Source organism: Halopelagius longus, from assembly GCF_900100875.1.
Classification (GTDB): Archaea; Halobacteriota; Halobacteria; order Halobacteriales; family Haloferacaceae; genus Halopelagius; species Halopelagius longus.
In genome coordinates this window covers 56,971-79,725 of the sequence record NZ_FNKQ01000001.1, presented here as the reverse complement: position 1 = coordinate 79,725, position 22,755 = coordinate 56,971, and the positions used below count along the sequence as shown (strand labels likewise).

Below are 22,755 nucleotides of genomic sequence, written 5' to 3'. Positions count from 1 at the left end.
GTCCGCCGGTCGCGGGGGCCCACGGGCAACTGTTTTCTACCGGCCACACGACATAGCCTGCCATGAAGGTTCTCTTGGGAATCGGGGGAAGCGACGACTCGGTCCGGGCGTTAGAGCAGACGGTGTCGCGCACCGCAGTCGCGGGCGACGACCTGACCGTCGCGATAGTGGACAACCCGGCCTCGGACCGGTCGAAAGACGAACTGGAGGAGATGGCCCGCCGACTCCTCGAAGACGAGGGGGTCGACGCGGAGATTCGGCGAGTCGAAGGCGACCCGGGGAGTCGTCTCGTCGGCCTCGCCGAAGAGGAGGAGTTCGAGAAGATAGTTCTCGGCGGGGGGAAGCGGAGTCCGATGGGGAAGATAAACATCGGCGGCATCGCCGAGTTCGTCCTGTTGAACTCCCACGTCACCGTCTCGCTAGTCCGATGACACCGGAGCGACGCTATCCGGGCGACCCCGCCGGGCCGTTCGAGGGGCCGCCGCAGTCGTTCGAGGACCGCGAGGGAAGGAAGATAGAACTCCGGGCGTACGACGGGTCCGAAGCGGAGTTCGAGGCGCTCGTCTCGATGTACCTCGAGTTCGACCCGGCGGACCGGGCGCAGGGCATCCCGCCGGGACAGGAGAGTCGGGTCCGCGACTGGTTGGAGAACATCCTCGACGAGGAGTGTCTCAACGTCGTCGCGTGGCACGGCGACGAGGCCGCCGGGCACGCGACGCTCGTTCCCGACGGCGACGCGTACGAACTCGCCATCTTCGTGCTCCAAGAGTACCAAGAGGCAGGCATCGGGACGAAGCTGATGCGCGCCCTCCTCGGTCACGGGTGCGAGTCCGGCGTCGAGAAGGTGTGGCTCACCGTCGAACGGTGGAACCGCGCGGCGGTGAGTCTGTACAAGAAGATAGGCTTCGAGACGACCGACTCCGAGAGCTTCGAGGTGGAGATGGCGCTTCGACTCAACGAGAGCGAGTCGTAGATTCGGACGCGGCCGTTCGGCGCGGCGGCGCGTCTCAGACCGACAGCACCGGCTGCGTCGCGTACAGCAGGACGTACTCCGCGGCCTTCGCCAACACCTCGCCGGGGTCGCCCGAGACGGGTTCCCGCGGGACGACGACGAAGTCCGCGTCGAGTTCCTCGGCGGTGTCGAGGACGACGCTCCCCGGATGCCGGAGCTTCATCTTCGTCGAGAAGCCGTAGGCGACGGAGGTAGCGAGGTCCACCTCGTACTCCGCGGCGATGTCCTTCGTCGTCTGCGTGATGGCCTCGCCGTCGGCCGCCACCTCGTCGTCGTCCACGGCACCCGTCTCTATCGCGCGGACCACGTCCTCGCCGAGGACGTGAACGGCGTGCACGCCCGCGTCGTACTCGGCGGCGATGGCGCAGGCGCATTCGACGGCGGCGGCGGATTCGTCGCTCCGGTCGACGGGAACGAGGACGAGGTCCACGTCCAGCGGACGGCGGTCGGTCATATCCGCCCATGCGACGGCCGACGGGAAAAAGCCTCACCTCCGCGTCCCAGAAGCGATAACGACGGCTTGGATTTATGCCGCCCCACGGTGAAACCGCGCCCATGTTCGACACCATCGTCATCGCGACGGACGGGTCCGAGAGCGTCCGCCGGGCTATCGACGTCGCGTTGGACCTCGCAGACCGGTTCGAGGCGGGCGTCCACGTCCTCTACGTCGTCGACGAGAGCGAGGTGGAGTCCTCGCCGGAACGACTCCGCGACGAGATGCGCGAGGCCCTCGCGGACCGCGGCGAGCAGGCCCTCGCGGAGGTCCAAGAGGAGACGGAGCGCGAGGTGACCACCGCCGTCGTGGAGGGACGACCCGCCGGCGTCATCGGCGACTACGCCCGCGAGAACGACGCAGACATGGTGGCGATGGGCACCCGCGGCCGCCACGGCGAGAACCGCTTTCTCATCGGCTCGGTGGCCGAACGCGTCGTTCGAACGTGCCCCGTCCCGGTGTTGACCGTCCGCCAACTGGCCGACGGCGAGACGGAGGACGGACCGACCGGGACGCCCGAGATGGCCTGAGCGCGATTTCGAGAGGCCGCCGACGGCGAGGGACCACCGGCGTTTTCATCCCCGGCCCCCTCGCCTCGGGTATGGAAGACGAACTCATCGACAGCTCTCGGCTCTCGCTCTCGCGGAAGTCCCAGCTTCCGGGCGCGGGATTCTTCTACCCCGATTCGCTCGACGAAGACCGCTCCGAGGAGTTGGTGAAAGAGGCCGTCGAGGACGCCGAAGTCGTCGTCGTCGCCGACACGGACGCCGACGGACTCGGGTGCGTCGCCCTGCTTCGGGAAGCGTACGGCGCGGCACTCGACCCCGAACCGTTCGAGGAGGAGATTGCGGAGCGAATCGAACGGCTGGAGGGGACGACCGACCCCGAAGACGACGAGGAGGAGGCGGAAGTCGACGTGCCCGAGGAGGAGGACGTCGCGCCGGGGTCCGCAGTCGCCCTCGTCGGCTCCGGCCCCTACTCGCTCGAAGACGACTTCGACAACGTCGCCGAGTACGCGCCGGAGGGCGTCGACGTGTTCGTCTGCGACCTCTGCCCCGACAAGTACGAGTACGTCGAGGAGGAACTCGACCGACTCGTCGAGACGGCCTCGGAGGTGCGCTGGTTCGACCACCACCAGTGGAAAGACGACGTGGCCGACGCCGTCGAAGAGGCGGGCGTCGGACTCGTCGTCGGCGAGTCCGACGAGGAGTGTTCGACGGACGTGACGCTTCGCTCTCTGGACTACGAGTTCGACGACCGGTTCGCCGAACTCGCGGCGGTCACGCGCGACCACGACCTGTGGATACGCGAGGACGCCCGCAGCGACGACTTGGCGGACTACGCCTACTGGACGGACGCCGAGGAGTACGTCACCGTCGTCGGCGCGTACGGCGCGGACCTGCCGGACGTGGCCGCGGAGTTCGTCGAACTCCGGCGCGTCGAGAAGGAGCGACTCATCGAACGCGCCGTCTCGCGCGCGGAACTGAAGTCCGTCGGCCCGTGGACCGTCGGCGTCACCTACGGCCGGTGTTCGCAGAACGAGGTGGCGGAAGCGCTCCGCGAGGAGGGCGCCGACGCCGCCGTCGTCGTCAAACCCGCCGGAAGCGCCAGCATCCGCGGCACGGAGAACTTCGAGCTGTGTCACGAAGTCGCCGGGCAGGTCAACGGCGGCGGCCACCCGAAAGCCGCGGGATGTAAGCCCGACATCTACGACGACATGCTCGACTACGCGAACCACTGGACGACGCAGGGAAGCGCCGCAAAGCGCGTCATCCTCGCGGCGTTCGAGCGAGTCGCGGAGCGAGCGGAACAGGGCGTCTACGACGACGAGGGCGTCGAAACCGACCGCTGAGGGACCGAATCGGAGTCACAGCGACTTCTTCATGCAGACGGCCGACGCGGGACAGAGTTCTTCGAACTCGGTCGTCTCGCGTATCGCTTCGGGCGTATCCGAGCGGTTCGTCTCCTCGTACCCCCTGTCGGCGAAGAACTCGGCGGCGGTGGTGGTGAGGAGGTACAGCGTTTCGACGCCCGACTCGCGGGCCTCCGCTTCGAGTGCGTCGCAGAGCGCCGTTCCGTACCCCTCGCCCCGCGCCGACTCCTCGACGGCGACGGAGCGGAGGAGTCCGTACGACCCGTACGCCTCGACGCCGCCGACGCCGACGGCCTCTCCCCCATCGTCTCCGACGTAGAAGCAGTCCGGCTTCGACCGCACGTCCCGGGCGGGCAACCCGTTCGCCTCCAGTACCGTCTCGACGTACGAGAGGGAGTCCGCCGCCCCTCGGAGCGTCACGGTCGGTTCGTCCATGCGACGGAGTACCACCCGACGCGACAAATACGTTTTCCGGAACCTACTGCGCCTCGGCGGGTTCGTCCTCGCCGGGTTGGACGCCCGTCTCCGCCTCCGCGCCGACGACCCACCGGTCGGAGTAGTCCGTCCCGCACTCGCAGTGCGCGTAGGCGTGAATCACGTCGCCCTGTTCGTACAGGCCGCCGACGCCCTCGTTCTGTTCCTCGGCGAACGCGAAGATGAACCGAGTCTGGTGGTTCTCGTCGGGCGCGCGGTTCGGACACTCGCCGCCGCCTAAGTCGCGGTCGACGTGGCTCTTCGACCCCGTCGCTTGCTGGGCGAACTCCATGGCGTCCATGCCGGTTCCGGCGGCGAACGCGCGGCGGCCGTCGTCGCCGTCCACGACGAGGACGTAGCCGTTCTCCACCTCCTCGCCGAGGTTCGGTAGTTTCCCCTGACTGTCGAGGTACTCGTGGGTGAGAAACAGCGCCACGTCGTCTACGCGTTCGCCCGCGAGGAACTCGTCGAGTTTGCTCATACCCTCTCTGACGCGCGGAGGCGTAAAAAGCGCCTGAACTCGGAGACGAACGACCGGCTACTCGCCGCCGAACTTCTCGGCGATGTCGGAGAGAGAGGCGTTCGGTCGCTTCGGCACGGAGTAGACGGTGCGTTTGCCGGGTTCGCGCAGGCCGTAACAGAACCCGGGTTCGAGTTCGTCGAGTTCGACCGCCGACCCGGGGTCGCGACCCGTCTCCGAACACCACTCGGCGAGGCGGTTCTCCCCCTCGCCGGGGTTCCGAGCGAGTCGCTTGTTGTCGTACGCGCCGCGAACGAGTCGCCCGGACGCGTCCGCATCGACGCGGGCGTGGTAGTGCCCCCCGCCGACGAGGAGGCGAATCAGGTCGCCCTCCTCTAAGTCCGCCTCGTCGGGGAGGCGGAGGCAGGGCCGTCGAGTCCCGCCGCTACGCGCGACGTTCGCGCGAAACGTCGTGACCGAGGCGTGGTCGCTGGGGACGCGTTCGGACACGAGTCTGCGTCGTTACTCGTCTTCGTCTTCGTCGTCGCCTTCGTCGCCCTCGCCGAGGGCGGCGGCGACGTCGCCGTCGCCGCCGACGACTTTCGCGTTTATCTGTGCGGTCTCCTCGGAGACCTGCCGACCGCGGACGGTGACGCGCTTGCGTTCGCCCTCGCGGTTCGGCTTGTAGCCGACGCCACCCTCGAGGAGGAGTTCCTTGAGGTTCGAGCCGGCGACGTTGTCTCGCATCGGGCGTCCGGCCTGGTCGGAACCGCCGGTGAGTTCGAGCGTGAAGCCGTCGAGTCCGACGGGCGCGCCGTCTACCTCGTCGCCGATGTCGCGGCCGAGGAATCGGTTCGCATCCTGTCCGTCGACCTCGAACTGGTAGGTGTTCCCGGTGTCGGGGTCGGAGACGACAACCTTGAAGTCTGCCATGGGTGGAACGAAACGACCGCCGATAAAAAGTACGTCGAAAGCGACTCCGGTCGGCGACGGAGCCGACAGGTCGGCGTTCGGTACACTCACCGCTGTCCACGATAATGATTAACGCGGATAAACTCGTAGCCGACGGCATGACGGACTCGTTCGATCGGTCGCTGTGGTACGAGTGCGCGCGGTGCGGCTTCCAGTCGGAACCGGGCGACCCGACGACCGTCTGCCCGCGGTGCGGAGCGACGATGCAGGCGCTCGACTGAGAGCCGACTCGGCGTCGGGGGTCGGACCGCTACCGGGAGTCGGCGGAGAAAAAATCGGCGTCCGGGCGGGCCGGCGGAGTCACCGGTCGATCAGCTCTCGATGGGAATCTCGGTACCGCGGGTCATCTGCCCCTCGATGGGCAGGCGGACTTCGAGGAGGCCGTTGTGGTAGGAGGCTTCGGCCTCTTCGGGGGTGACCCGCTTCGGCAGGCGGAACGACCGGTGGTAGGTCTTCTTGCGGTTGCGCTCCTCGTCGACGCGTTCGGCGGCGACGGTCAACCGACCGTCGTGCCACCGCAGATCGATCTCCTCGGGGTCGAACCCCGGCACGTCGATGCTGAGGACGAACTCGTCCTCCGCTTCGTACAGTTCGTACCCCTCGTCGGGTCGGTTGGCGAACGGTCCGTCCGAGAGGATTCGGCCGGGAAGGTCGAGACCTTGCGTCCAGGACGTGGTGGTCGGGAGCATCAGTCTCACCTCCGAGTACAGGCGATAATTGCCGCTCCGCGGACTAAAATCTTGTCCGATACTGTGCGACAAAATGCCGAATTAACGGAATTTAATCCGCCTAGAGGCGACGCACGGCCGCTTATATCGGTTCGCGTTCGCCGGTCACTCCTCGAACCCGTCCTCCCACCGGAACCGACCGTTCCGTTGGACGACGTCGCCGTCCACTTCGAGTCTGGACTCGTCGCTCACGTCGGTTATCATGTCCGTGTGGACGGCGGAGTCGTTCCCCGCCTCGCCCTCGGGGAGACAGGAGTCGTACGCGCGCCCGACGGCGAGGTGGACGGTGTCGCCCATCTTCTCGTCGAAGAGGATGTTGTCCGTAAAGCGGTCGATGCCGCGGTTCATCCCGATGCCGAGTTCGCCGAGGCGGCGCGCGCCCTCGTCGGTGTCGAGGATGTCCCCGAGGGCGTCCTCGCCCGTCTCGGCGGCGTACTCGACCACCTCGCCGCCCTCGAACGTGAGGTGGACGTTTCGCACGCGCGTGCCCGAGAGCGTCATCGGCACGTCGAAGAACACCTCGCCCTCCGGGTCGTACGGCGCGGTGAACACCTCGCCGGAGGGGAGGTTGTGGGAGTCGTAGGCGACGGAGGCGGCGGAGTTGACGGCGGTGCGGCCCTCGATGGACATGGACAGGTCGGTGCCGTCGCCTTTCACCAACCGCACCTCGCTCCCCTCGTCGAGTACCTCCTTCATCTTGGCCATCTCCTCGGCCAACGCCTCCCAGTCGCGGAGGACGGCGTCGTAGACGAACTCGCGGTACTGTTCGACGGACATCCCCGCCTGTTGGGCCAGCGAGCGGGTGGGGTGGACGGTGGACACCCAGTCGGTGTCCATGCGGGCCTCGCGGACCGCCTGATTCGCGCGCGAGGCGGCCTGTCGCGTCTCTCCCGGCACGTCCGCGGTGGCGAACGTGTTGCGGCCGCCGCCGAGGAACAGCACCGAGTCGGCGTTCTCGTAGAGGGCGAGTTCGTGGTCCGACGTCTCGAAGTCGCCGTCGTGCGCGCGGAGGTACGCGCGGGACACCTCGTCGGAGGCGTACGTCGTCACGACGTTCGCGCCGCGTTCGCCCAGTTTCTCGGCGACGGCGACGGCGAGTTCGTGCGCGCCCTCGGCGACGCTTACGACCACGTCGTCGCCGGGTTCGACGCGCGCACTCCAGTCTACGAGCACTTCGGCGTGCTCTCGGATGCGTAGGTCCATACCCGCGAGTCGCCCGCGGCGGAGAAAAATCTCCCTTACTCACCGTCCGGCCGAACCCTCACTCGGCGAGTTCGAGGAGGGCGTCGAACTCGCGGGCGTACGCCGCCAACAGGTCCTCGAACGTGACGACGCCGGCGTACTCGTCTCCCTCGTCCACGACGATCGCCGCGCGGGCGTCCCGCCGGGCGAACAGGCGCACGAGGGCCTCCCGGTCGGCCGTTTCGTGTACTGTCACCGGGTCGTCTCCGACCAACTCCCCCACCGCCATCTCGCGCACGTCCTCGTCGGCGACGACGGCGCGGCCGACGGTTTCGGGCGTGAGGAGTCCCAGCGGGCGGTTCTCGTCCACGACGACGACGATATCCGCATCGCGCGTTCGCATCGCTTCCGCCGCGTCGGCGACTGTCGTCTCCGGTGCCGCGGTCAGCGCATCCGTACGTGTCAAGTCCCCGAGCATGGACGAGACTACGACGCGAACGTCCATAGGCGCGACGGGCGTTTCCGGAGGCGAGAACGGAGGCCCGAACGCCGGCCCATCCCTCGGAATCGGAACCACTACCTCCCCCGCCGATGGACGGCCACGCATGCAACTGGGCGTCATCGGACTCGGCCGCATGGGGCAGATAGTCGTGACCAGAGTCGTAGAGGCGGGCCACGAAGTCGTCGCCTTCGACCTCAGCGCGGAGGCCGTGGCGACGGCCGCCGACGCGGGCGCGACGCCCGCAGAGAGCGTCGCCGACCTCGCGGACCGCCTCGGCGACGACAAGCGCATCTGGCTCATGGTCCCCGCGGGCGAGGCGGTGGACGCGACGTTGGAGGAACTCGCGCCCCACCTCGATTCCGACGACGTGGTGGTCGACGGCGGCAACTCCCACTTCGAGAAGTCGGTCCGCCGCGCCGAGGAGACGACGGCGGCGTACCTCGACTGCGGCACCTCCGGCGGCCCCGCGGGCGCGGAACTCGGCTTCTCGCTCATGGTCGGCGGCCCGCAGTGGGCGTACGACGAGATGACGCCCGTCTTCGACGCCGTCGCCACCGGCCCCGACGGTCACGACCGAATGGGTCCCGCCGGGTCGGGCCACTACGTGAAGATGGTCCACAACGGCGTCGAGTACGCACTCATGCAGGCGTACGGCGAGGGCTTCGAACTGCTGGCGAACGGCCGGTACGACCTCGACCTCGAATCCGTCGCGAAGACGTGGAACAACGGCGCTGTCATCCGGTCGTGGCTGTTGGAACTCTGCGAGGAGGCGTTCCGCGAGGAGGGATCGGACCTCGGCGACGTGGCCGACCACGTCTCCGGCGGGTCCACCGGGACGTGGACCGTCCAAGAGGCCCTTCGGCAGGAGGTGCCGGTTCCGCTCATCTATCAGGCCCTCGCCGAACGCTTCGGCAGTCGCGACGAGGCGCGGTTCTCCCGCCGTCTGGCGAACCGACTCCGGTACGGGTTCGGCCGCCACGAAGTCGTGCGCGAAGAGGAGTGAGTTACGGGACCGGAATCCCGTCCGAGACGGCGTAGTACGCCCGTCGAATCGGGAGCCACCGTCGCCGAGATAATCATAATTTCCTTAACCCCCGACTCCGTAGCGCCCCTCATGGTCGAAATCAACCTCGTGGGTCTGGGTCTCGGCGCGACCCTGACGCTCGTCGCAGTCGTCCTGCACTTCTCGCGGGGCACCGAGTGGCAGCCCAGCGCCGACATCTCCCAAGAGGTCCTCGAACGCCGGGCGAGCACCGTCCCGGAGACGGACTTCCCCGAACCGATGAACCGGTCCATCGGCGGCGGCGGCGTCGCGGCGGGCGCCGTCGGCGCGGGCGAAGAGGGCGCAGAACTCGAAGACAGCGACGGCGAGGACGCCGGAAGCCCGGCGGACATCCCCGAGGACGAAGTCGAGTACTTCGAGGTGGAGTTCGCAAAGCAGGGCGAAACCGTCGAAGTCGCCAACAACAAGACCGTCCTCGAATCCGGCGAGGACGAAGGCTGGGACCTCCCGTACGCCTGCCGGCAGGGCCAGTGCGTCTCCTGTGCCGGCCAGATCACCTCGGGCGGTAACTCCGAGGACTACGTCGTCCACGACGACCAGCAGATGCTCGACGACTCCGAACTCGGCGAAGGGTACACGCTCACCTGCGTCGCCTACCCGCGCGCGGACTTCACTATCGAGACGGGCGAGGCGCCCTAACGTCGAGACGCGCGTCTCGAACGACCCCGAGGTTCTCGTTTTTCCGACTCCGCCGCCGTCCGAACGCCGACAGCGGGCGGTTCGTCCCCGGAGTTCGGCGTCGTATTTCGATTCGAAACAGTCGGCAACCTATTCGACAATCCACAAGTTGAAGCGGAAGAGCGTCGTTCGTACCGCTCAGTGCCCTCCAACCCCGCAACGGCCGGCGGGTCGCTCACCGAGGGCGGCCTGAAGCGCCCGATGTTCGCGCTCGCGTGGCCCATCATCGTCACCGAACTGCTGCAGGTCGCGTACAATCTGGCAGACACCGTCTGGCTCGGACGCCTCTCAACGGACGCCGTCGCCGCCATCAGCCTCGCGTTCCCGCTCATCTTCCTTCTCATCTCCGTCGGCGGCGGGTTCACCGTCGCCGGGAGCACCCTCGTCGCGCAGTACACCGGGGCCGACAGCGAGGCGTCGGCGGGAACCGTCGCCGGCCAGACGCTCGGCTTCATCACCCTCATCGCCGTCGTCGTCGGCGTCCTCGGCTTCTTCGCCACGGACGCGATGCTCTCGGTCCTCCCGAGTTCCCCCGCGACGGCCGAACAGGTCGTCCCGATGGCCGCAGATTACATGCGCATCTTCTTCCTCGGCCTCCCCGCGCTGTTCGGCTTCTTCGTCTTCTCGGCGCTGATGCGCGGGTACGGCAACACGCGCGCGCCGATGGCCGTCATGTTCGTCAGCGTCCTCGTCAACGTCGTCATCGACCCCGTCTTCATCTTCGGCTTCGAGTCGAACCCGCTTTTCGGCATGCTCGGCGCCTCCGGCGTCGAAGCGGCGTTGTTCGCCGCCACCGGTTTCGAAGGGATGGGCATCGAGGGTGCGGCGCTGGCGACGGTGCTCTCCCGCCTCGTCGCCACGGTCATGGGCGTCTACATCATCTTCTACACCAGCGCCGGGCCGAACGTCTCGCCGTCGGACTTCCGGCCCCGACCGAACGTCGTCCGGAAAATCGTCCGAATCGGCGTTCCGAGCGCAGTCGAACAGTCCGCAAGCGCCCTCGGACTCATCATGCTGACCGCGATGGTCGTCACGTTCGTCCCGGAGGTACTCGCGGCGTACGGACTCGGCAACCGCCTCGTCTCTCTGATATTCCTCCCGGCGTTGGGGTTGGGGCGGGCGACGAACACCATCGTCGGGCAGAACCTCGGCGCCGGGAAACCCGACCGGGCCGAACGCGCCGTCTGGATGGCGGTGAAAGCCGGGTCGAGCGTGATGATACTCATCGGCGTCGTCGCGTACGTCTTCGCGGAACCCATCGTCGGCGTCTTCATCGGCACGGGGACGGACGCCGCCGCCCAAACCGTCGCGTACGGCGCGGACTACGTCCGCGTCCGCGCGTTCGAGTTCGGCTTCATCGGCCTCCTGCAGGTCGTCCTCGGCGCGTACCGCGGCGCGGGCAACACGAAGACGGCGCTTGCGTTCTCGCTTTTCGCCCTCTGGTTCGGTCGCATCCCCGTCGTCTACTACCTCTCGTTCGTGCGGGACTTCGGCGAGACGGGCATCTGGATCGGAATCGCCTTCGGCCAGATTCTCGGCGCCGTCGCCGCCGGCCTGTGGTTCACCCGCGGGACGTGGAAAGCGTCCGTCATCGACCGCGGGCAGGCGACAGGGGACTGACGGTACGACCTTTCACAACGGTTATACTGCGCGACGGTGTACGAACGCCCGAGGGCCCGTAGCTCAGCGGACAGAGTGCTTGGTTCCGGACCAAGATGTCGCGGGTTCAAATCCCGTCGGGTCCGTCATTCTCCATGACGGTCTGAATTCAACAGACGGCGGTAGATCGTTTATGTACCCCGTCCTTGTCCGTAAGGTGAGTTCGTCATGCTACATATCCCGGGTCGTCGCCGTCACGTGATTCTCTAGAGTCAAACGTGACCAAGATAGGTAATTCTATCCATTGTATTGTCATGAACCGCTTATTAGCGAGGGAGATAGAATGGATACAGTCTACAGTGAATTCTAGAAATACGTCAGAAAACTAATCCACCGGTGCTACACGATTGAATGTAATCGGGATATCAATACAAATCGTTGTTCGTTCATCTTTATGTCTCGAACAGTTCTCCCAACCTTCTTTTTTAACCGCCCGACCATACCAGCCTGTCACCACGGTCGATCTATCTCTTCGAGTCTCTCGATTTTAGTCGTCTTCTGAACCCGAGAATACTGTCGCCTCCATGGTCGTTCCGGAAACAACCCTCTCTCGTCGAATTCTTTCCAGGCATCGTTCGTAAGTCGACAAAAGGTGTGTGAGTCCGTCTCCATCAGTTCGATAACACCTGTCTGTTCTAAAGTCCTAAGATGACTCTGTAGCTCTCCAATCGGAATTGACGGACTCATGTATTCTAATTCTTCTACAGTCGGTGCCCCTGTGGGATGACCAACGATATCTGCGACGAGGTTAGCGTAATCTGATTTTGTGGCAGTCTCAGTGACGTCTGCGCTCATGGTTGGCCTTTCTCGCTCTCTCGTGATAATCCTTGAGCCGTCTTGTCATGACTCGTTCCGGTGGTGACTAGTCTACGGCGATTCTAACTGTAATCGAAGTCCACTCAAGAGCATCTTCTCGGCGACCGCTTCCATGTCTTGCTCCTCGTCCTGCGATACCTTCTGGAGTAGGGTGACCGCAGATTGAGGGAGTTCCAATTTCACTTCTTGCGTCTCACCGGATTTGAATCCAATCTTTCTCTTTACTGCCTCCGCGACAAACGTCTCCACTGTCTCTGCTTCCGGCGTAGTTTCGACTGCTGTCTCAACCATCGCAAAGAGACCCTCTGGGAGGGTGACTTCTACTACTTCCGCGTTCTCTGGAGTCTCGATAGATGGGTGGTCGCCATCAATCACCCCCTTCAGGAGGTTCCGAGTTGAACGATTACAGAGACCCGATAGGTCCTCTCCTTGTTCCTCGGCAGTGGCCTCTGCTAGATGGAGAGCCAACGGACTGAGTTCGATCTGAACACGCTCTTCGGCACCTTTGGGGAGTGTGGACTGCCCACCTGATTCGTCAAGTACTCCGTCGACGTGCTTGAACCGTTCCGGAAAGAGAGAGTAGAATCCGTGTTCGGTGAGGGTAGGCGTTTCATGCTCTTGGAGGAACTCGATTTTCTCCGTTCCGGGGTTGTCGCCGACGACTAGGACGTCGGTTTTTTGTGAGATGTTGTTCGTCACCTTACCGCCGTAGCTTTCAACGATCTCCTTGAAATCAGCACGAGTTACCTCCTCTAGTCTTCCCGTACAGACGACTTTGCACCCATCGAGGTCAGACGCGTTCCGGAAGTCTGCACCACCGACATCGTCGGGGATTTCGGTTGAGGGCATGGGATGCAGAGATGGTTTATTCAGAGTTAGTTATATGTTCGCACCCTCGGTTAGTCCTTCGGCGTTCCGGGGAAACATTAAGCAACGATGACGAGACAGACGTGATAGATGCAATACGTCGAACCGCTCGTCGACAACGCTGATACGAAACTTGAGGACGTCTATCAGGAGGTAATCCGTGAATCAGAGGAAGTGCGGATCGCGACTGGCTACTTCTATCTCTCCGGTTTTGACCTCGTCAAAGATGACCTGCAAAACCTTCTCGATCCAGATGTCCTCGATACTGCTCCGATGCGCATCCTCATGGGGAGACAGACAGACCGTCGAACCGTCGAGGAAGTCGACGAAGGGCAGTCTCTTCGAGAGCAGTTCATCTCTGACCTCGAAGATGACATTAATCAGTTGAACAACGCTCAGTTAGGCCGTCTCGATAGGCTTCGAGACTTCATCGCTCAGGACATCGTTGATATCCGTGTCCGGGACCCTGAACAGGGGTATTTCCACGCAAAAGGTGCCTGCTTCCGCGAAGCAGTTGATGACTCCTCACGTCGAGAGGGAGAAAAGGACAAACGAGGATCAGTCACCATCATCGGTTCATCAAATTTCTCGCAGACGGGTCATCGACACAACGTCGAACTCAATCTTACAAGCCAAGAACCGAGTGATGCTCAAGCCTTTGAGGAGTGGTATGACAATCAGTGGGCAAACTCTGACAAGTTCTCTGAGGAGATCATCGACGTCATAGATAACAGCGACCGCTATCGCGAGTGGAAGGAGAAACAGAAGACGGAAGAGGAGGAAGAAACAGAAACCCTTGGAACGTACCTCGAACCGTTTGAACTCTACAAACTGCTCGCCTACGATGAACTAAGTGGCAACGTTAGTGCACGAGATAGTCCGTTGTACTACTTCCAGAAACTCGGCTATGAGAGCGCACGTGAGAAACTCTCCCAGTACGACGGCTGTATCATCTCCGACTCTGTTGGGCTCGGGAAGTCATTTATCGGTGGTGAACTCCTCTACGACTATCGACAGCGCGGTGATCGCTGTCTCCTCATTGTTCCGGCGAACCTGACCGATCAGTGGGAAGACCTCCTCCAAGATGGAACCGACGAGGACGGCAACCCCTACTTCGGGCTGGAGATGGACGGAACTCACCTCGATGTAATGAGCGTCAGTAAGTTCCAGAACCTCACCTACGAGGAGGTTCAGGACCTCCGCGACGACTTCGACGTTCTACTCATTGACGAGGCCCACCGCTTCCGTAACTTTGGGAAGTGGCGACCGAGCCCCGACCATGACGATGACTACAAAGGGACGCGGCGGCACGCGAACCTCCGGCAGTTGCGTGGGAAGACGATGATTATGCTGACCGCGACACCCATTAACAACAGCGCTACTGATCTAAAGAACCTCATCAGTCTATTCACAAGCCCAGAGGAGATTCGTAACAAGGCCTCACTCGACTTCGACGCCTTCGACGAATACATCGAACTCGCGGAGATACGCAAGCGCATCGCCGCTGGGAAGGAGGAGGTCTCCGACGAGAAGCAGCAGCAAATCACCGAGCAGTTGCAGCGCCAGTCGAAGGAGATCTCGAATATCCTCAACGAGGTCATGGTTCTGCGGACGCGCAAGCACGTCAAGGACCAGATTCAGGACGACGAGGACTTCGAGATGAGTTTCAAACCACCGAAACTCCACAAGGAACAGTACTCGCTGCCGCCCGCCTACCAGCCTATCTACCGAATGCTTCCCGACGTAATGGACGCCCTCCATCTCCCGCACATCACGGTGAAGAACCCGAAGGCAGGGAGTACACTCAAAGCCCTCTACAAATTGAATCTCCTCAAGCGATTGGAGTCCTCGACATACGCGTTCGTGCAGTCCATCGAAACATTGCACCAGAGTGAGCGGCGACTGCTCGGTCTGCTGGAGGATCTGCCTGAAGACGAAGACATCGAACTGCTCCGTGCGGTACAGGACGGAGAAGCCCCTGCAACCATCGACGACTTCGTTGAAGGGAAGGACGCCGCCGAAGATCTCGAACAGACACTCGAAGAATTCGGCTTCGACTCGACCGCCGTGCAGGCTGATGGGGGTGAATCGGAGACGCAGGACGAACTGGTAGACGCGACTATTGGGGAGGTCAAGACTTACATCCGCGAGGACCTGACGCTGATCGCGTACTTCCTCACGCAGTTCATCGGGGATGTGGCACGGGATACTGGAGACGTGAGTGACCACGCAGTCACGGTTCGACAGTGGCTCCACGACCATAACGCAGGCACGCTCCCTGATGTCCCTGAGGAAGAGATGAATCCCATCCTGTACCCGAGGAGCGACCTGACGGAAGTAGACTCCGCGACTCGGGACTTCTACGAGGCCGTGTTCTCCTTGCGTGAGTTCCGCGACCCGAAAATCGACCGCCTCGCAAGCGTCCTCCAGAGTCACGATAAGAAAGTCCTCATCTTCACCCAATATCGAGGAACGGCCGATTACGTGTATCGGACGCTCCGCGATAACCCGGACTCACCGTTGACAGCGGGGAACAGCGCGGTCGTGAAAGGCGGCGATGAGAACAAGCAAGACATCATCCAGCGGTTCGCACCGCAGGCATCCGGGTATCAGAGTACGCTCGCAGAGTCGGACGAAACTGAACTCCAGTACGTCGTCGCGACCGACACGCTCAGCGAGGGTGTGAACCTACAGGACGTTCAGGTCGCGGTCAACTACGACTTGCCGTGGAATCCGATGCGCATCGTCCAGCGGGTCGGACGCATTGACCGTATCGGGAGTACGGCGGAGAAGCACGTCCACAACTTCTACCCTGACGGGGACATCGAGGCGGCCATCAAGTTGCTGAAGCGACTGCAGGCGAAAATCAACGACATCGCGCTCATCGTCGGGAAGGAGAACAACATCCTCGACCCGAACGAGGATCAGATTCTAGAGAAGGCGGGCGTCGATACGCAGAAGACCATCGGGGAACTGGAGGTCGATGAAATCGAGGACTCGCTACGGCGGTCTCGCGAGGTTTCTGACGTGAATGAACTTGACGATACCTCGAAGAACCCCCTCCTACGAAATGCGGGAAGTAACGAGGAAGCCGCATACGATCGCTTCCTGCTCAAACGCGAGTTGAACGAGGAGTACGGGCTCACGGCTGACGACTTCGAGTACGCCGAGGACTTTTTCGACGACCCGCCGGAAGAAAGAGAGTTCCTCTATACGAATGCTATCAACCACGACAGGGGGCCGCGTCCGGGTGTTTTTGGGCTTGCGCACCTCTGGTTCGATAGTGAAGATGAGAATGCCCCACTCGGACGTGTTCGACGGGCATTCTACTACAAGCCGTTCAGCGACGACGTGAAGGAGCGGTCTGTACAGACACTCTCCATCAGTCCGTCTGTCGAAGGTGAGCCGGTCTCGGGGAACACCGACCACGTGATGGCGAACCGCGAGGAGATTACGGACGTTCTCGACGAGAGGCTCGAATCGATACGCGAGGGGCAGGTTGAGGGCGCGTTCAAACAGGGTGACTCCTACTCAAAGGAGCAGGAGACAATTCTGGACTTCATCGCCCACTATATTCAGACGAACTTCGGGGATGACCCCTGCTCACGTGAAGAATACGAGACGATAGGTGAGTGGGCAGATGACCTCCACGGTCGGCTGAAGGGCATTAAACTAGGGAACACCGACGAAGACCGGATTCTCCGCGAGACATTCCGACATCATGTGGAGTACGAGTCGTTCCCGGACTGGCCGTCAACCGAGTTCCTCGAAGAACTAGAGGCATTCCTTGAAGAGAATATTGAGGCGTCTACTGAGTATCAGGCTAAACTCGTTAGAGAGAGTCAGGTGAAGGCTCAACTTGTCTGTTGGGGAGTGATTGGAAAATGATGGTATGTATCCATGAATGACTGCACAAATCGGGTGGAGCCGGGTTGTATTTCATCAATATGTCCCTATGTCAAGTAACGTGGTACAGGTAGTAAATGCGGTTGGTGGTGGCGAACTGGGAGTTGAACTCCAACTGGATAAACTATTAGCAGACTCTTCATTCGAGTATAGTTACGAATCCGGGGACTCAATGGCTTATGTGACTATCTCAGGCGACTTACCTACGGTCACTCTTTTCCAAAGTGGAAAATACAGCATTGCGGGAGGCAATTCAGTCAGTCAATTGTTCGAAGTCGATGGAATGTTTAGGGATAAAGTATCAGAAATAACTGATTTTAGTCTCGAGAGTACACCTGAATTCGAGATTAGATACTTAGTCGGTATTGGCGAACTTGGCAATGAAGTAGATTTGTCTATCATATTTAAGGAATTACCGTCTGATAAAGTAGAATATGAACCAGAACAGTTTCCCGGTTTATTTTATCGGCCCTCGAAGGAGACTACTATTACAGTATTTTCGACGGGAAAGGTGTCAGTAAACGGTCCGCGCTCTGAAGAGGCCCTTCAAAAAGAATTCACCCGGCTGAAAGACAAATTGGACAATATACAGAGATAATCCCTTTAATAAAACATGTTGAACTATGAGTATGGACCTTCCCGCTTAAGAAGGTCATATTTCTCAAGGACCGTATCAAAGTATTCGTCGGTCATTACACGTGGTGAGGATACACGGTGGAAAGTATCGAGAACGAATTCTGTGTCACGGTGAGTTAGACCGTACGCATGGAATGAAGCCGCATCTATCTCTGCCCGTACATCCATCCTCTTCGATTTATCCTCAACTGGCTCAATACCACCCAGCCGATTCCTCATCTCCTCAAAAGCAGTCCCATAACAGTTGAGACGAGCAGCACGCTCCCAGATGTAGTTGAACCAATCATCGCCCTCAGTAAGCCTCGGCACCTGTGATTCCGTTAGTTTGTACATCACGAGGTTCCTCTCGATCTTCCGTCTCATCAAGTAGTCGAACGGTATGCTATTTAACAGACCAAGTGCTACGAATAATTCTCGGTCAGTAAACACTCGTTCATAGACTGAGTGGAGGGGGAACTCAGAGAGGTCCTCGCGATTGATGTTGAATGTGTATGGCCGAATCGTGTTAATCGCATGGTGACAGACGATACCCTTTGGGATGGCCGCACAGATAAACGTGCGCTCGTCAGTCGGTTGAGCAATGTTTCTAAAGACGATACGATATTCGCTACAGTCAAGTTTGATATCTTCTAAAGAAAGCGGCTTCCCTCGCTCCTGTTCTAATAGGTCATTCACGAACCCCTTCTGAGATCCATTACCATCGAACTCGTTGTAGATGGCCTTTTTTAGACCCATCTCCGGGTCTCGCGAACGAAACGCCTTCTCTCGAATGCGACGTTTCGCACTTTTCTCTGGGTCATGTTCCTCGTCTACGCTCCAGAGTGTCGGAGATTCCAACCCATCGATGAATTCAGGGGTATAGCTGTATGAATATATGTTTGACCCTCCATATACAGGATAATCTCCTTCTTCCTCAGATTCAACGTAACGGTCCCTGTCTGAGGAACGATTGATCTCCTGATACGGCTTCATCTTCCAGCCCTGAGAATCGTCACTTAGTGGGGGGTGCTTTATGTACTTTGACAGGATATCCACTTGTTGTTCAGATTCAATAAGAGGGAATATCTTTGCCTTCGGGGAATACTTTTCCAGCACATCATGGGGAACTGTGACGGCAGATGAATCAATATCCATTAAAACATCTAATTCACCCTTTCGATGTATCGACTTTAACGCCTCAGTTTTACCGCTGTTTTTGAAGGTTAACACCCCGAATTTGTACTGGCCGTGGAGGTCTGCAAATATGCCGCCATTTTGGAATATTGCTAAGTCTCGTATCTCTGTCTCATTCAGTAATTTCATTCTGAGGTCTTTCCCAGCAGACCCGACAAAAGTAGTCCCCGGGAGGATTTGAGCGACATACGATTTATCGCTCGCCAAGTCAAAAATTCGCTCCAAGAATAACATCGACAGGTCATTCTTTTTGCCGACAGAATCACCATCTATCTCAGGATCTTGGAGTTCATACTGCGAATTGTTATTGAAATACGATGCCCGGGTTTTCATGCTATTCTGGTACTCTTCCCACCCCTTGGCAATCGATGGGTCCTCCAGCAGAGTCTCTTGCTTTTGATCCTTCTCGGATGGACCTCGTTGCCGAAATACCTCATCGAACTTAGTGAAATAATCCTCCCTATTCGGTTCGATAACGTCCCACGGTGGATTTCCAACTATTACATCAAAACCACCATCGGCGTACACAGAGGCAAATTCGAGAACCCAGTGAAATGGAGAGTGGTTCTCTACATCCTCCTTAGTGATGTCTTTGACTCCAGCATCACGGAATCCTTCCAAGACCTTCTCATCAAGGTCGTTCTGGTGCGCGGAAAGACGGCGTTCGGCTTCTTTCCGCCAATTCGTCGCCTCTGTCGCGGTATCGGCGTCCCGATGCTTTTCTACTGCATCAATGATGTCTTCGTACTTTTCACGTACGCTTTCACCTACACCACCACCGAAGTTTGATAGTGGCGCGTCACCGTCCTGATTCACTTCCATCAGTTCGGTGAATCCGATGAGCGAGTTCCCCTGCCGAATGTTGAAGTCAATGTTGGGGAGCGGCTCGACCTCACCGGGCTCGTCCTCAATGTCTGCAACCATTGAGAGCCAGAGGCGGAGTTTGCAAATTTCGACTGCACCCTCGTCGATGTCCACCCCGTAGAGGTTGTTCAGAATGATAGTGCGTTTCGCATACAGCGATGCGCTGCCCTTCCCGGACGCGATAATGTCCAACTCGTCGCGCGTTCGTGAAGAGAGTTCCCAGCCCTTCCCCTCGTCTTCGAGGTGCTGGAAGAACTCGATACACTGCATATAGAGGTCGAGGAGCACCTCCTGTCCGGCGAGGAGGAACGCTCCACTACCGACTGCAGGGTCAAGGAGTTTTGCTTCCTTCAGGATGTCGTGGTAGAGCGTTTCGACGTGCCCAACATCGACGTTCTCGGTCGGAGCCTGATGAGTGACCATTCCACCGTCAGCGATAGCCGCTGTATCAGCACTCACGCCCGGGTCAGCGAATCCGAACACGTCATCAATTTCCTCGTAGTTCGCGCCGACGGTTTCGTTGAGTTGGTCAAGGAGATACGGATGAATCGTCCGCCGAGCCATGAAGCCCGTGATTTCCTCAGGCGTGTAGTACGCGCCCATCTCTTTCTGATTGACCGTCTGCTCGAAAATGTGCCCGAGGACCGCCGGGGAGAGGTTCTTCGGGTCTACGATGTCGAGTCGTTCGTCAACGTTCCAGTTCCAATCAGAGAGGAAGTCCAGAATCTCGTCAAATAGTTCGTTCGTCTCTTTAGCGGACTCGCCCAGTTTTGCATCCTTGAACTCTTCCTCAACGGGATTCTTCGCGAACAGACCACCGTTCAGGTATGGAAGTTTACCGAAGTCCGGGTTCTGCTTATCCTCCGCGAGGTAATCGAAGAATAGGGGCGCGTAGAACTCCTCGTAGCGATCGTCGCCCTCGTTTACGACCTCTACAGGTTGCTCGTGAAGATAGTCGGGGTTGCGGTCGAGCAGGCGCTTTTCCTGAATGAAGTAGAGGAAAATCATCCGGTCGAGAATGACCTGCACATACCGCTGCTTCGCATCACCCCGGTCGTCGGGGATGCCGGAGACCTCCTGCACGAGGTCGGTGCGTAAGGTCTCGAACTGTTGGTAGAACTCCTTGACGACCTGCCGAGTATCGTATAGCGTGTCGTAGATGGCCGCCGACGAGCCGTACTCGATGGAGTTCAGTTTCTGCAGGATGGTGTTCTTCTCGCCGCTCTCGCTTTGGAACTGCTTCTTGGTGAAGGAGAGTTTCTGGTGCTTGATTCGACCGTGTTGTTGGCCTTCCCAACTGCGAACGCGTGTGATGAAGGTGAAGTCCTCGTAGTTGTTGGTGGCGACGAAGTTCGTGTGGCGCGTGCGATTTTGTGGCTTGAAGTCGGTCGCTGACTCGCCGGGTCCGGCCTCGACGATGGTAACGAACTCGTCATCTGCGAGTTGGAGAACGAGTTCGTGGTCTTCCCCGAGGTTCGGTCGCGGTTTGAGCCCGCGTTTCTCGAAAGAGGTGGCAATGTCGTTGAGAGAGTCCCAATTCGCAATATCGCCCGCAGTAATCTGCTGGAGAGTCATGGCAGGGACTCATTCTAATGGTATATCAATTTGGTGTGAACAGTCTCTGTTCGTTCCGGTAGGAACGAGCAGGCAGTCTATACTCAGTACGGACGTTCTCCGTCCGGAGTGAGGTATACCTGATTCTCCCAATCGTCATCTGCTACAATCCACTCACCAGCAGCCACTAAATCGATGAATTCGTCTCGGCTGTGCTCGAACTTTTGACCGGGAGATGGGCCGACTAGGCGGATCTCTTCTCCGTCGGTGGTTAGTTCGTAGAACAACGGTTCATCGTCGGATTGAGGGCCGAGTGCCCCCTCCCAATCTTCAAGATTTAGATGCACGTCAGCCATTCCTCTGGTAGTTGGTTGCAGTTCTTGTTTATATACCTGTTTCCGGACCGCAGAAGTGCTCTCTTGTCACCTACACAGCATCTACTAAGCGGATTTTCCGTACCAGAGCCGGATTTCAGCGCACAGTTCAACGAGTTTGTCGAAATGAACAGGACCAAGATCGACTACTATCGAATTTGTGTCCCTGCCGAAGCAAGCCTGAACGGTATCTGAGTGAGTTCGATAAATACCGACCCACACTTTGTCAATACTCCCAGTCCAGACGGCTGTGCGCTCTCCATTCTGGGGAGCAAGTTTCTGAGCGGACTCCAACTCGTAACACGCCTGAATAACGAATTCTGTCAGTTGTTCCCCAATTGGTTTCTTAGTGTAGGTTTCAATTTCGGGTCGAAACCCTCCACTATACTTCTTCACCCAGAACCGACTAGGTCGGTGACTGTGGGCATCGAGACCTATTTCAAACGTATCTCCTTCTCCTCTCCAAAAGCGCTTGCTAAGATAGCACGATCGACCAGCGGACTCTACCTCTTGCTTTCTACTCTCAACTGATTCTCGACGAGCGTTTTCTTTCTCCCTGATGAGGCCGTACACCCACGAACGGTACAGTTCTTTTACACCGGGTGATGAGGGTGAGAGATTGAGATGTATGGTCTGTTTGAGAGACCAACTTGGGTTTGTGGGAGAGGTTGATTTATCTGGCTGTGTAGTGCCGAACTCAGTAACTGAGAGTTGACCTGCAGAGTCAAGACTCAGATAGGGTGCGAGGTCCGTCTCTGTGATATTGAGATAGTCTGCTTTCGTTCCGGTTTCGTCTAAGGAGGGTCCGTGAGGCACTCCGAATGGCCATGCAGGAATCGCTTGAGGGAGTTCGACGTCATCGTAGTCTGGATGTTCACCCTCGTAATTCTCTTCGAACAGCCAAATGACGCTGTATCCTCCTGTAAGGTAATCTGCAGTTGTTTCTGTGATGTCTTTTGCGTCGTTCCGGTATTGAACTTCGACCGCGATACCGGCCCCAAGTGGATGTTGTGGCTCAGAGAACTCCACAAATACATCTGCTCGGCGGGGTGTGTCCTCAGCACGGAATTCAACGCGCACCGTTGAGTCATCATATTCTGTGGTGAGTTTCTGTAATGCAATCGACTTCATCGCTAGATGTATCGATGACTCGCCTGCACACGTCGACTCTGGAGGATGGTAGAAGTGCCGAGCAATTCTCTCCCCCTCTCTCACCTTCATTTCTTCATCGCATTGAGGGCAGAGCGCAGTTTCGTCATCGTCGACGTTTACAGGGAGAAGTGGTTGGCCGTCGTCGTCAACCGCGATAAAGGGCATTCGGTAGTATCTGGAACGAGAGACTCTTACTTAATGTCTGTTGGTCATAATGACCTCTTGCAGTAGCCTACGCAAGCAACTGAAAGATGAGGCATCTGCACACTTTAGCTTAGGAAGGTCATGTCTACTGCACGATTATTATTGCTTTTCTC

Annotated in this window: 23 protein-coding genes and 1 tRNA gene; 11 read left to right on the top strand and 13 right to left on the bottom strand. The window is 59.5% G+C overall.

Annotated features, from left to right (window positions below):
- Window positions 1-62: 62 nt before the first annotated feature.
- Both BLS11_RS00385 and BLS11_RS00380 read left to right on the top strand, forming a co-directional pair.
- Complete coding sequence (locus tag BLS11_RS00385; protein ID WP_092531391.1) at window positions 63-431, top strand: universal stress protein; 369 nt, start codon at window positions 63-65, stop codon at window positions 429-431.
- Window positions 428-973: a GNAT family N-acetyltransferase gene (locus BLS11_RS00380; RefSeq protein WP_092531389.1), complete on the top strand. Its 546-nt coding sequence runs from the start codon at window positions 428-430 to the stop codon at window positions 971-973. The genes BLS11_RS00385 and BLS11_RS00380 overlap by 4 nt, the downstream gene beginning before the upstream one ends.
- Window positions 974-1,007: 34 nt before the next feature.
- Here the strand turns inward: BLS11_RS00380 and BLS11_RS00375 are convergent, their stop codons facing one another.
- Complete coding sequence (locus BLS11_RS00375; protein ID WP_092531387.1) at window positions 1,008-1,466, bottom strand: universal stress protein; 459 nt, start codon at window positions 1,464-1,466, stop codon at window positions 1,008-1,010.
- Between the two features lie 101 nt (window positions 1,467-1,567).
- On the opposite strand from BLS11_RS00375, the gene BLS11_RS00370 reads away from it, so the two are divergent.
- Window positions 1,568-2,035 (top strand): universal stress protein, encoded by a 468-nt coding sequence (locus tag BLS11_RS00370; RefSeq protein WP_092531385.1) that lies wholly within the window; start codon window positions 1,568-1,570, stop codon window positions 2,033-2,035.
- A gap of 71 nt (window positions 2,036-2,106) precedes the next feature.
- Window positions 2,107-3,357, top strand: a complete 1,251-nt coding sequence (locus tag BLS11_RS00365; protein WP_092531383.1) for a DHH family phosphoesterase — start codon at window positions 2,107-2,109, stop codon at window positions 3,355-3,357.
- A gap of 15 nt (window positions 3,358-3,372) precedes the next feature.
- On the opposite strand, the gene arsN2 is transcribed toward BLS11_RS00365, so the two are convergent.
- The 4 genes from arsN2 to BLS11_RS00345 are packed head-to-tail and all read right to left on the bottom strand — an operon-like array spanning window position 3,373 to window position 5,245.
- On the bottom strand, window positions 3,373-3,813 hold the full coding sequence (gene arsN2, locus BLS11_RS00360) for an arsenic resistance N-acetyltransferase ArsN2 (protein ID WP_092531381.1): 441 nt from the start codon (window positions 3,811-3,813) through the stop codon (window positions 3,373-3,375).
- A 43-nt stretch (window positions 3,814-3,856) separates the two neighbouring features.
- Complete coding sequence (locus BLS11_RS00355; protein ID WP_092531379.1) at window positions 3,857-4,333, bottom strand: DUF5807 family protein; 477 nt, start codon at window positions 4,331-4,333, stop codon at window positions 3,857-3,859.
- 57 nt (window positions 4,334-4,390) lie between these two features.
- On the bottom strand, window positions 4,391-4,822 hold the full coding sequence (locus BLS11_RS00350; protein ID WP_092531377.1) for a DUF7112 family protein: 432 nt from the start codon (window positions 4,820-4,822) through the stop codon (window positions 4,391-4,393).
- Between the two features lie 12 nt (window positions 4,823-4,834).
- The gene (locus BLS11_RS00345) at window positions 4,835-5,245 is read right to left on the bottom strand and encodes a 30S ribosomal protein S6e (RefSeq protein WP_092531375.1); all 411 of its coding nucleotides are present in this window, start codon (window positions 5,243-5,245) and stop codon (window positions 4,835-4,837) included.
- A 137-nt stretch (window positions 5,246-5,382) separates the two neighbouring features.
- Between BLS11_RS00345 and BLS11_RS19805 the strand changes: the two genes are divergently transcribed.
- Window positions 5,383-5,505 (top strand): hypothetical protein, encoded by a 123-nt coding sequence (locus BLS11_RS19805; RefSeq protein WP_258555490.1) that lies wholly within the window; start codon window positions 5,383-5,385, stop codon window positions 5,503-5,505.
- A 90-nt stretch (window positions 5,506-5,595) separates the two neighbouring features.
- On the opposite strand, the gene BLS11_RS00340 is transcribed toward BLS11_RS19805, so the two are convergent.
- The 3 genes from BLS11_RS00340 to BLS11_RS00330 form a co-directional block, all read right to left on the bottom strand.
- A complete protein-coding gene (locus BLS11_RS00340) occupies window positions 5,596-5,973 on the bottom strand; it encodes an Hsp20/alpha crystallin family protein (RefSeq protein ID WP_092531373.1) in 378 nt (125 codons plus the stop codon).
- Between the two features lie 144 nt (window positions 5,974-6,117).
- A complete protein-coding gene (locus tag BLS11_RS00335) occupies window positions 6,118-7,215 on the bottom strand; it encodes an aminopeptidase (protein ID WP_092531371.1) in 1,098 nt (365 codons plus the stop codon).
- 58 nt (window positions 7,216-7,273) lie between these two features.
- Window positions 7,274-7,672: a CBS domain-containing protein gene (locus BLS11_RS00330; protein ID WP_092534335.1), complete on the bottom strand. Its 399-nt coding sequence runs from the start codon at window positions 7,670-7,672 to the stop codon at window positions 7,274-7,276.
- A 127-nt stretch (window positions 7,673-7,799) separates the two neighbouring features.
- Between BLS11_RS00330 and gnd the strand changes: the two genes are divergently transcribed.
- The 4 genes from gnd (at window position 7,800) to BLS11_RS00310 (ending at window position 11,182) form a co-directional block, all read left to right on the top strand.
- On the top strand, window positions 7,800-8,699 hold the full coding sequence (gnd, locus tag BLS11_RS00325; protein WP_092531369.1) for a phosphogluconate dehydrogenase (NAD(+)-dependent, decarboxylating): 900 nt from the start codon (window positions 7,800-7,802) through the stop codon (window positions 8,697-8,699).
- Between the two features lie 111 nt (window positions 8,700-8,810).
- Window positions 8,811-9,398: a 2Fe-2S iron-sulfur cluster-binding protein gene (locus tag BLS11_RS00320; RefSeq protein WP_092531367.1), complete on the top strand. Its 588-nt coding sequence runs from the start codon at window positions 8,811-8,813 to the stop codon at window positions 9,396-9,398.
- Between the two features lie 240 nt (window positions 9,399-9,638).
- Complete coding sequence (locus BLS11_RS00315) at window positions 9,639-11,057, top strand: MATE family efflux transporter (RefSeq protein ID WP_092534332.1); 1,419 nt, start codon at window positions 9,639-9,641, stop codon at window positions 11,055-11,057.
- Between the two features lie 52 nt (window positions 11,058-11,109).
- Window positions 11,110-11,182, top strand: a tRNA-Arg gene (locus BLS11_RS00310).
- 364 nt (window positions 11,183-11,546) lie between these two features.
- Here the strand turns inward: BLS11_RS00310 and BLS11_RS18920 are convergent.
- Together BLS11_RS18920 and BLS11_RS00305 are read right to left on the bottom strand one after the other, a co-directional pair.
- Window positions 11,547-11,891, bottom strand: coding sequence for an ArsR family transcriptional regulator (locus BLS11_RS18920; RefSeq protein WP_139172747.1), 345 nt, complete (start codon window positions 11,889-11,891; stop codon window positions 11,547-11,549).
- A gap of 72 nt (window positions 11,892-11,963) precedes the next feature.
- Window positions 11,964-12,761, bottom strand: a complete 798-nt coding sequence (locus BLS11_RS00305; protein WP_092531365.1) for a BRCT domain-containing protein — start codon at window positions 12,759-12,761, stop codon at window positions 11,964-11,966.
- Window positions 12,762-12,869: 108 nt separating this feature from the next.
- On the opposite strand from BLS11_RS00305, the gene BLS11_RS00300 reads away from it, so the two are divergent.
- Together BLS11_RS00300 and BLS11_RS00295 are read left to right on the top strand one after the other, a co-directional pair.
- Entirely contained in the window at window positions 12,870-16,667 is a 3,798-nt protein-coding gene (locus BLS11_RS00300; protein ID WP_092531363.1) for a helicase-related protein, read from the top strand.
- Between the two features lie 79 nt (window positions 16,668-16,746).
- Entirely contained in the window at window positions 16,747-17,283 is a 537-nt protein-coding gene (locus tag BLS11_RS00295; protein WP_175454334.1) for a TBP family protein, read from the top strand.
- 23 nt (window positions 17,284-17,306) lie between these two features.
- Here the strand turns inward: BLS11_RS00295 and BLS11_RS00290 are convergent, their stop codons facing one another.
- From BLS11_RS00290 to BLS11_RS00280, 3 genes are all read right to left on the bottom strand, one after another.
- Window positions 17,307-20,933, bottom strand: a complete 3,627-nt coding sequence (locus BLS11_RS00290; protein ID WP_092531359.1) for an Eco57I restriction-modification methylase domain-containing protein — start codon at window positions 20,931-20,933, stop codon at window positions 17,307-17,309.
- Between the two features lie 83 nt (window positions 20,934-21,016).
- On the bottom strand, window positions 21,017-21,268 hold the full coding sequence (locus BLS11_RS00285) for a hypothetical protein (RefSeq protein ID WP_092531357.1): 252 nt from the start codon (window positions 21,266-21,268) through the stop codon (window positions 21,017-21,019).
- Between the two features lie 84 nt (window positions 21,269-21,352).
- Complete coding sequence (locus BLS11_RS00280) at window positions 21,353-22,603, bottom strand: competence protein CoiA family protein (RefSeq protein WP_092531355.1); 1,251 nt, start codon at window positions 22,601-22,603, stop codon at window positions 21,353-21,355.
- Window positions 22,604-22,755: the final 152 nt, after the last annotated feature.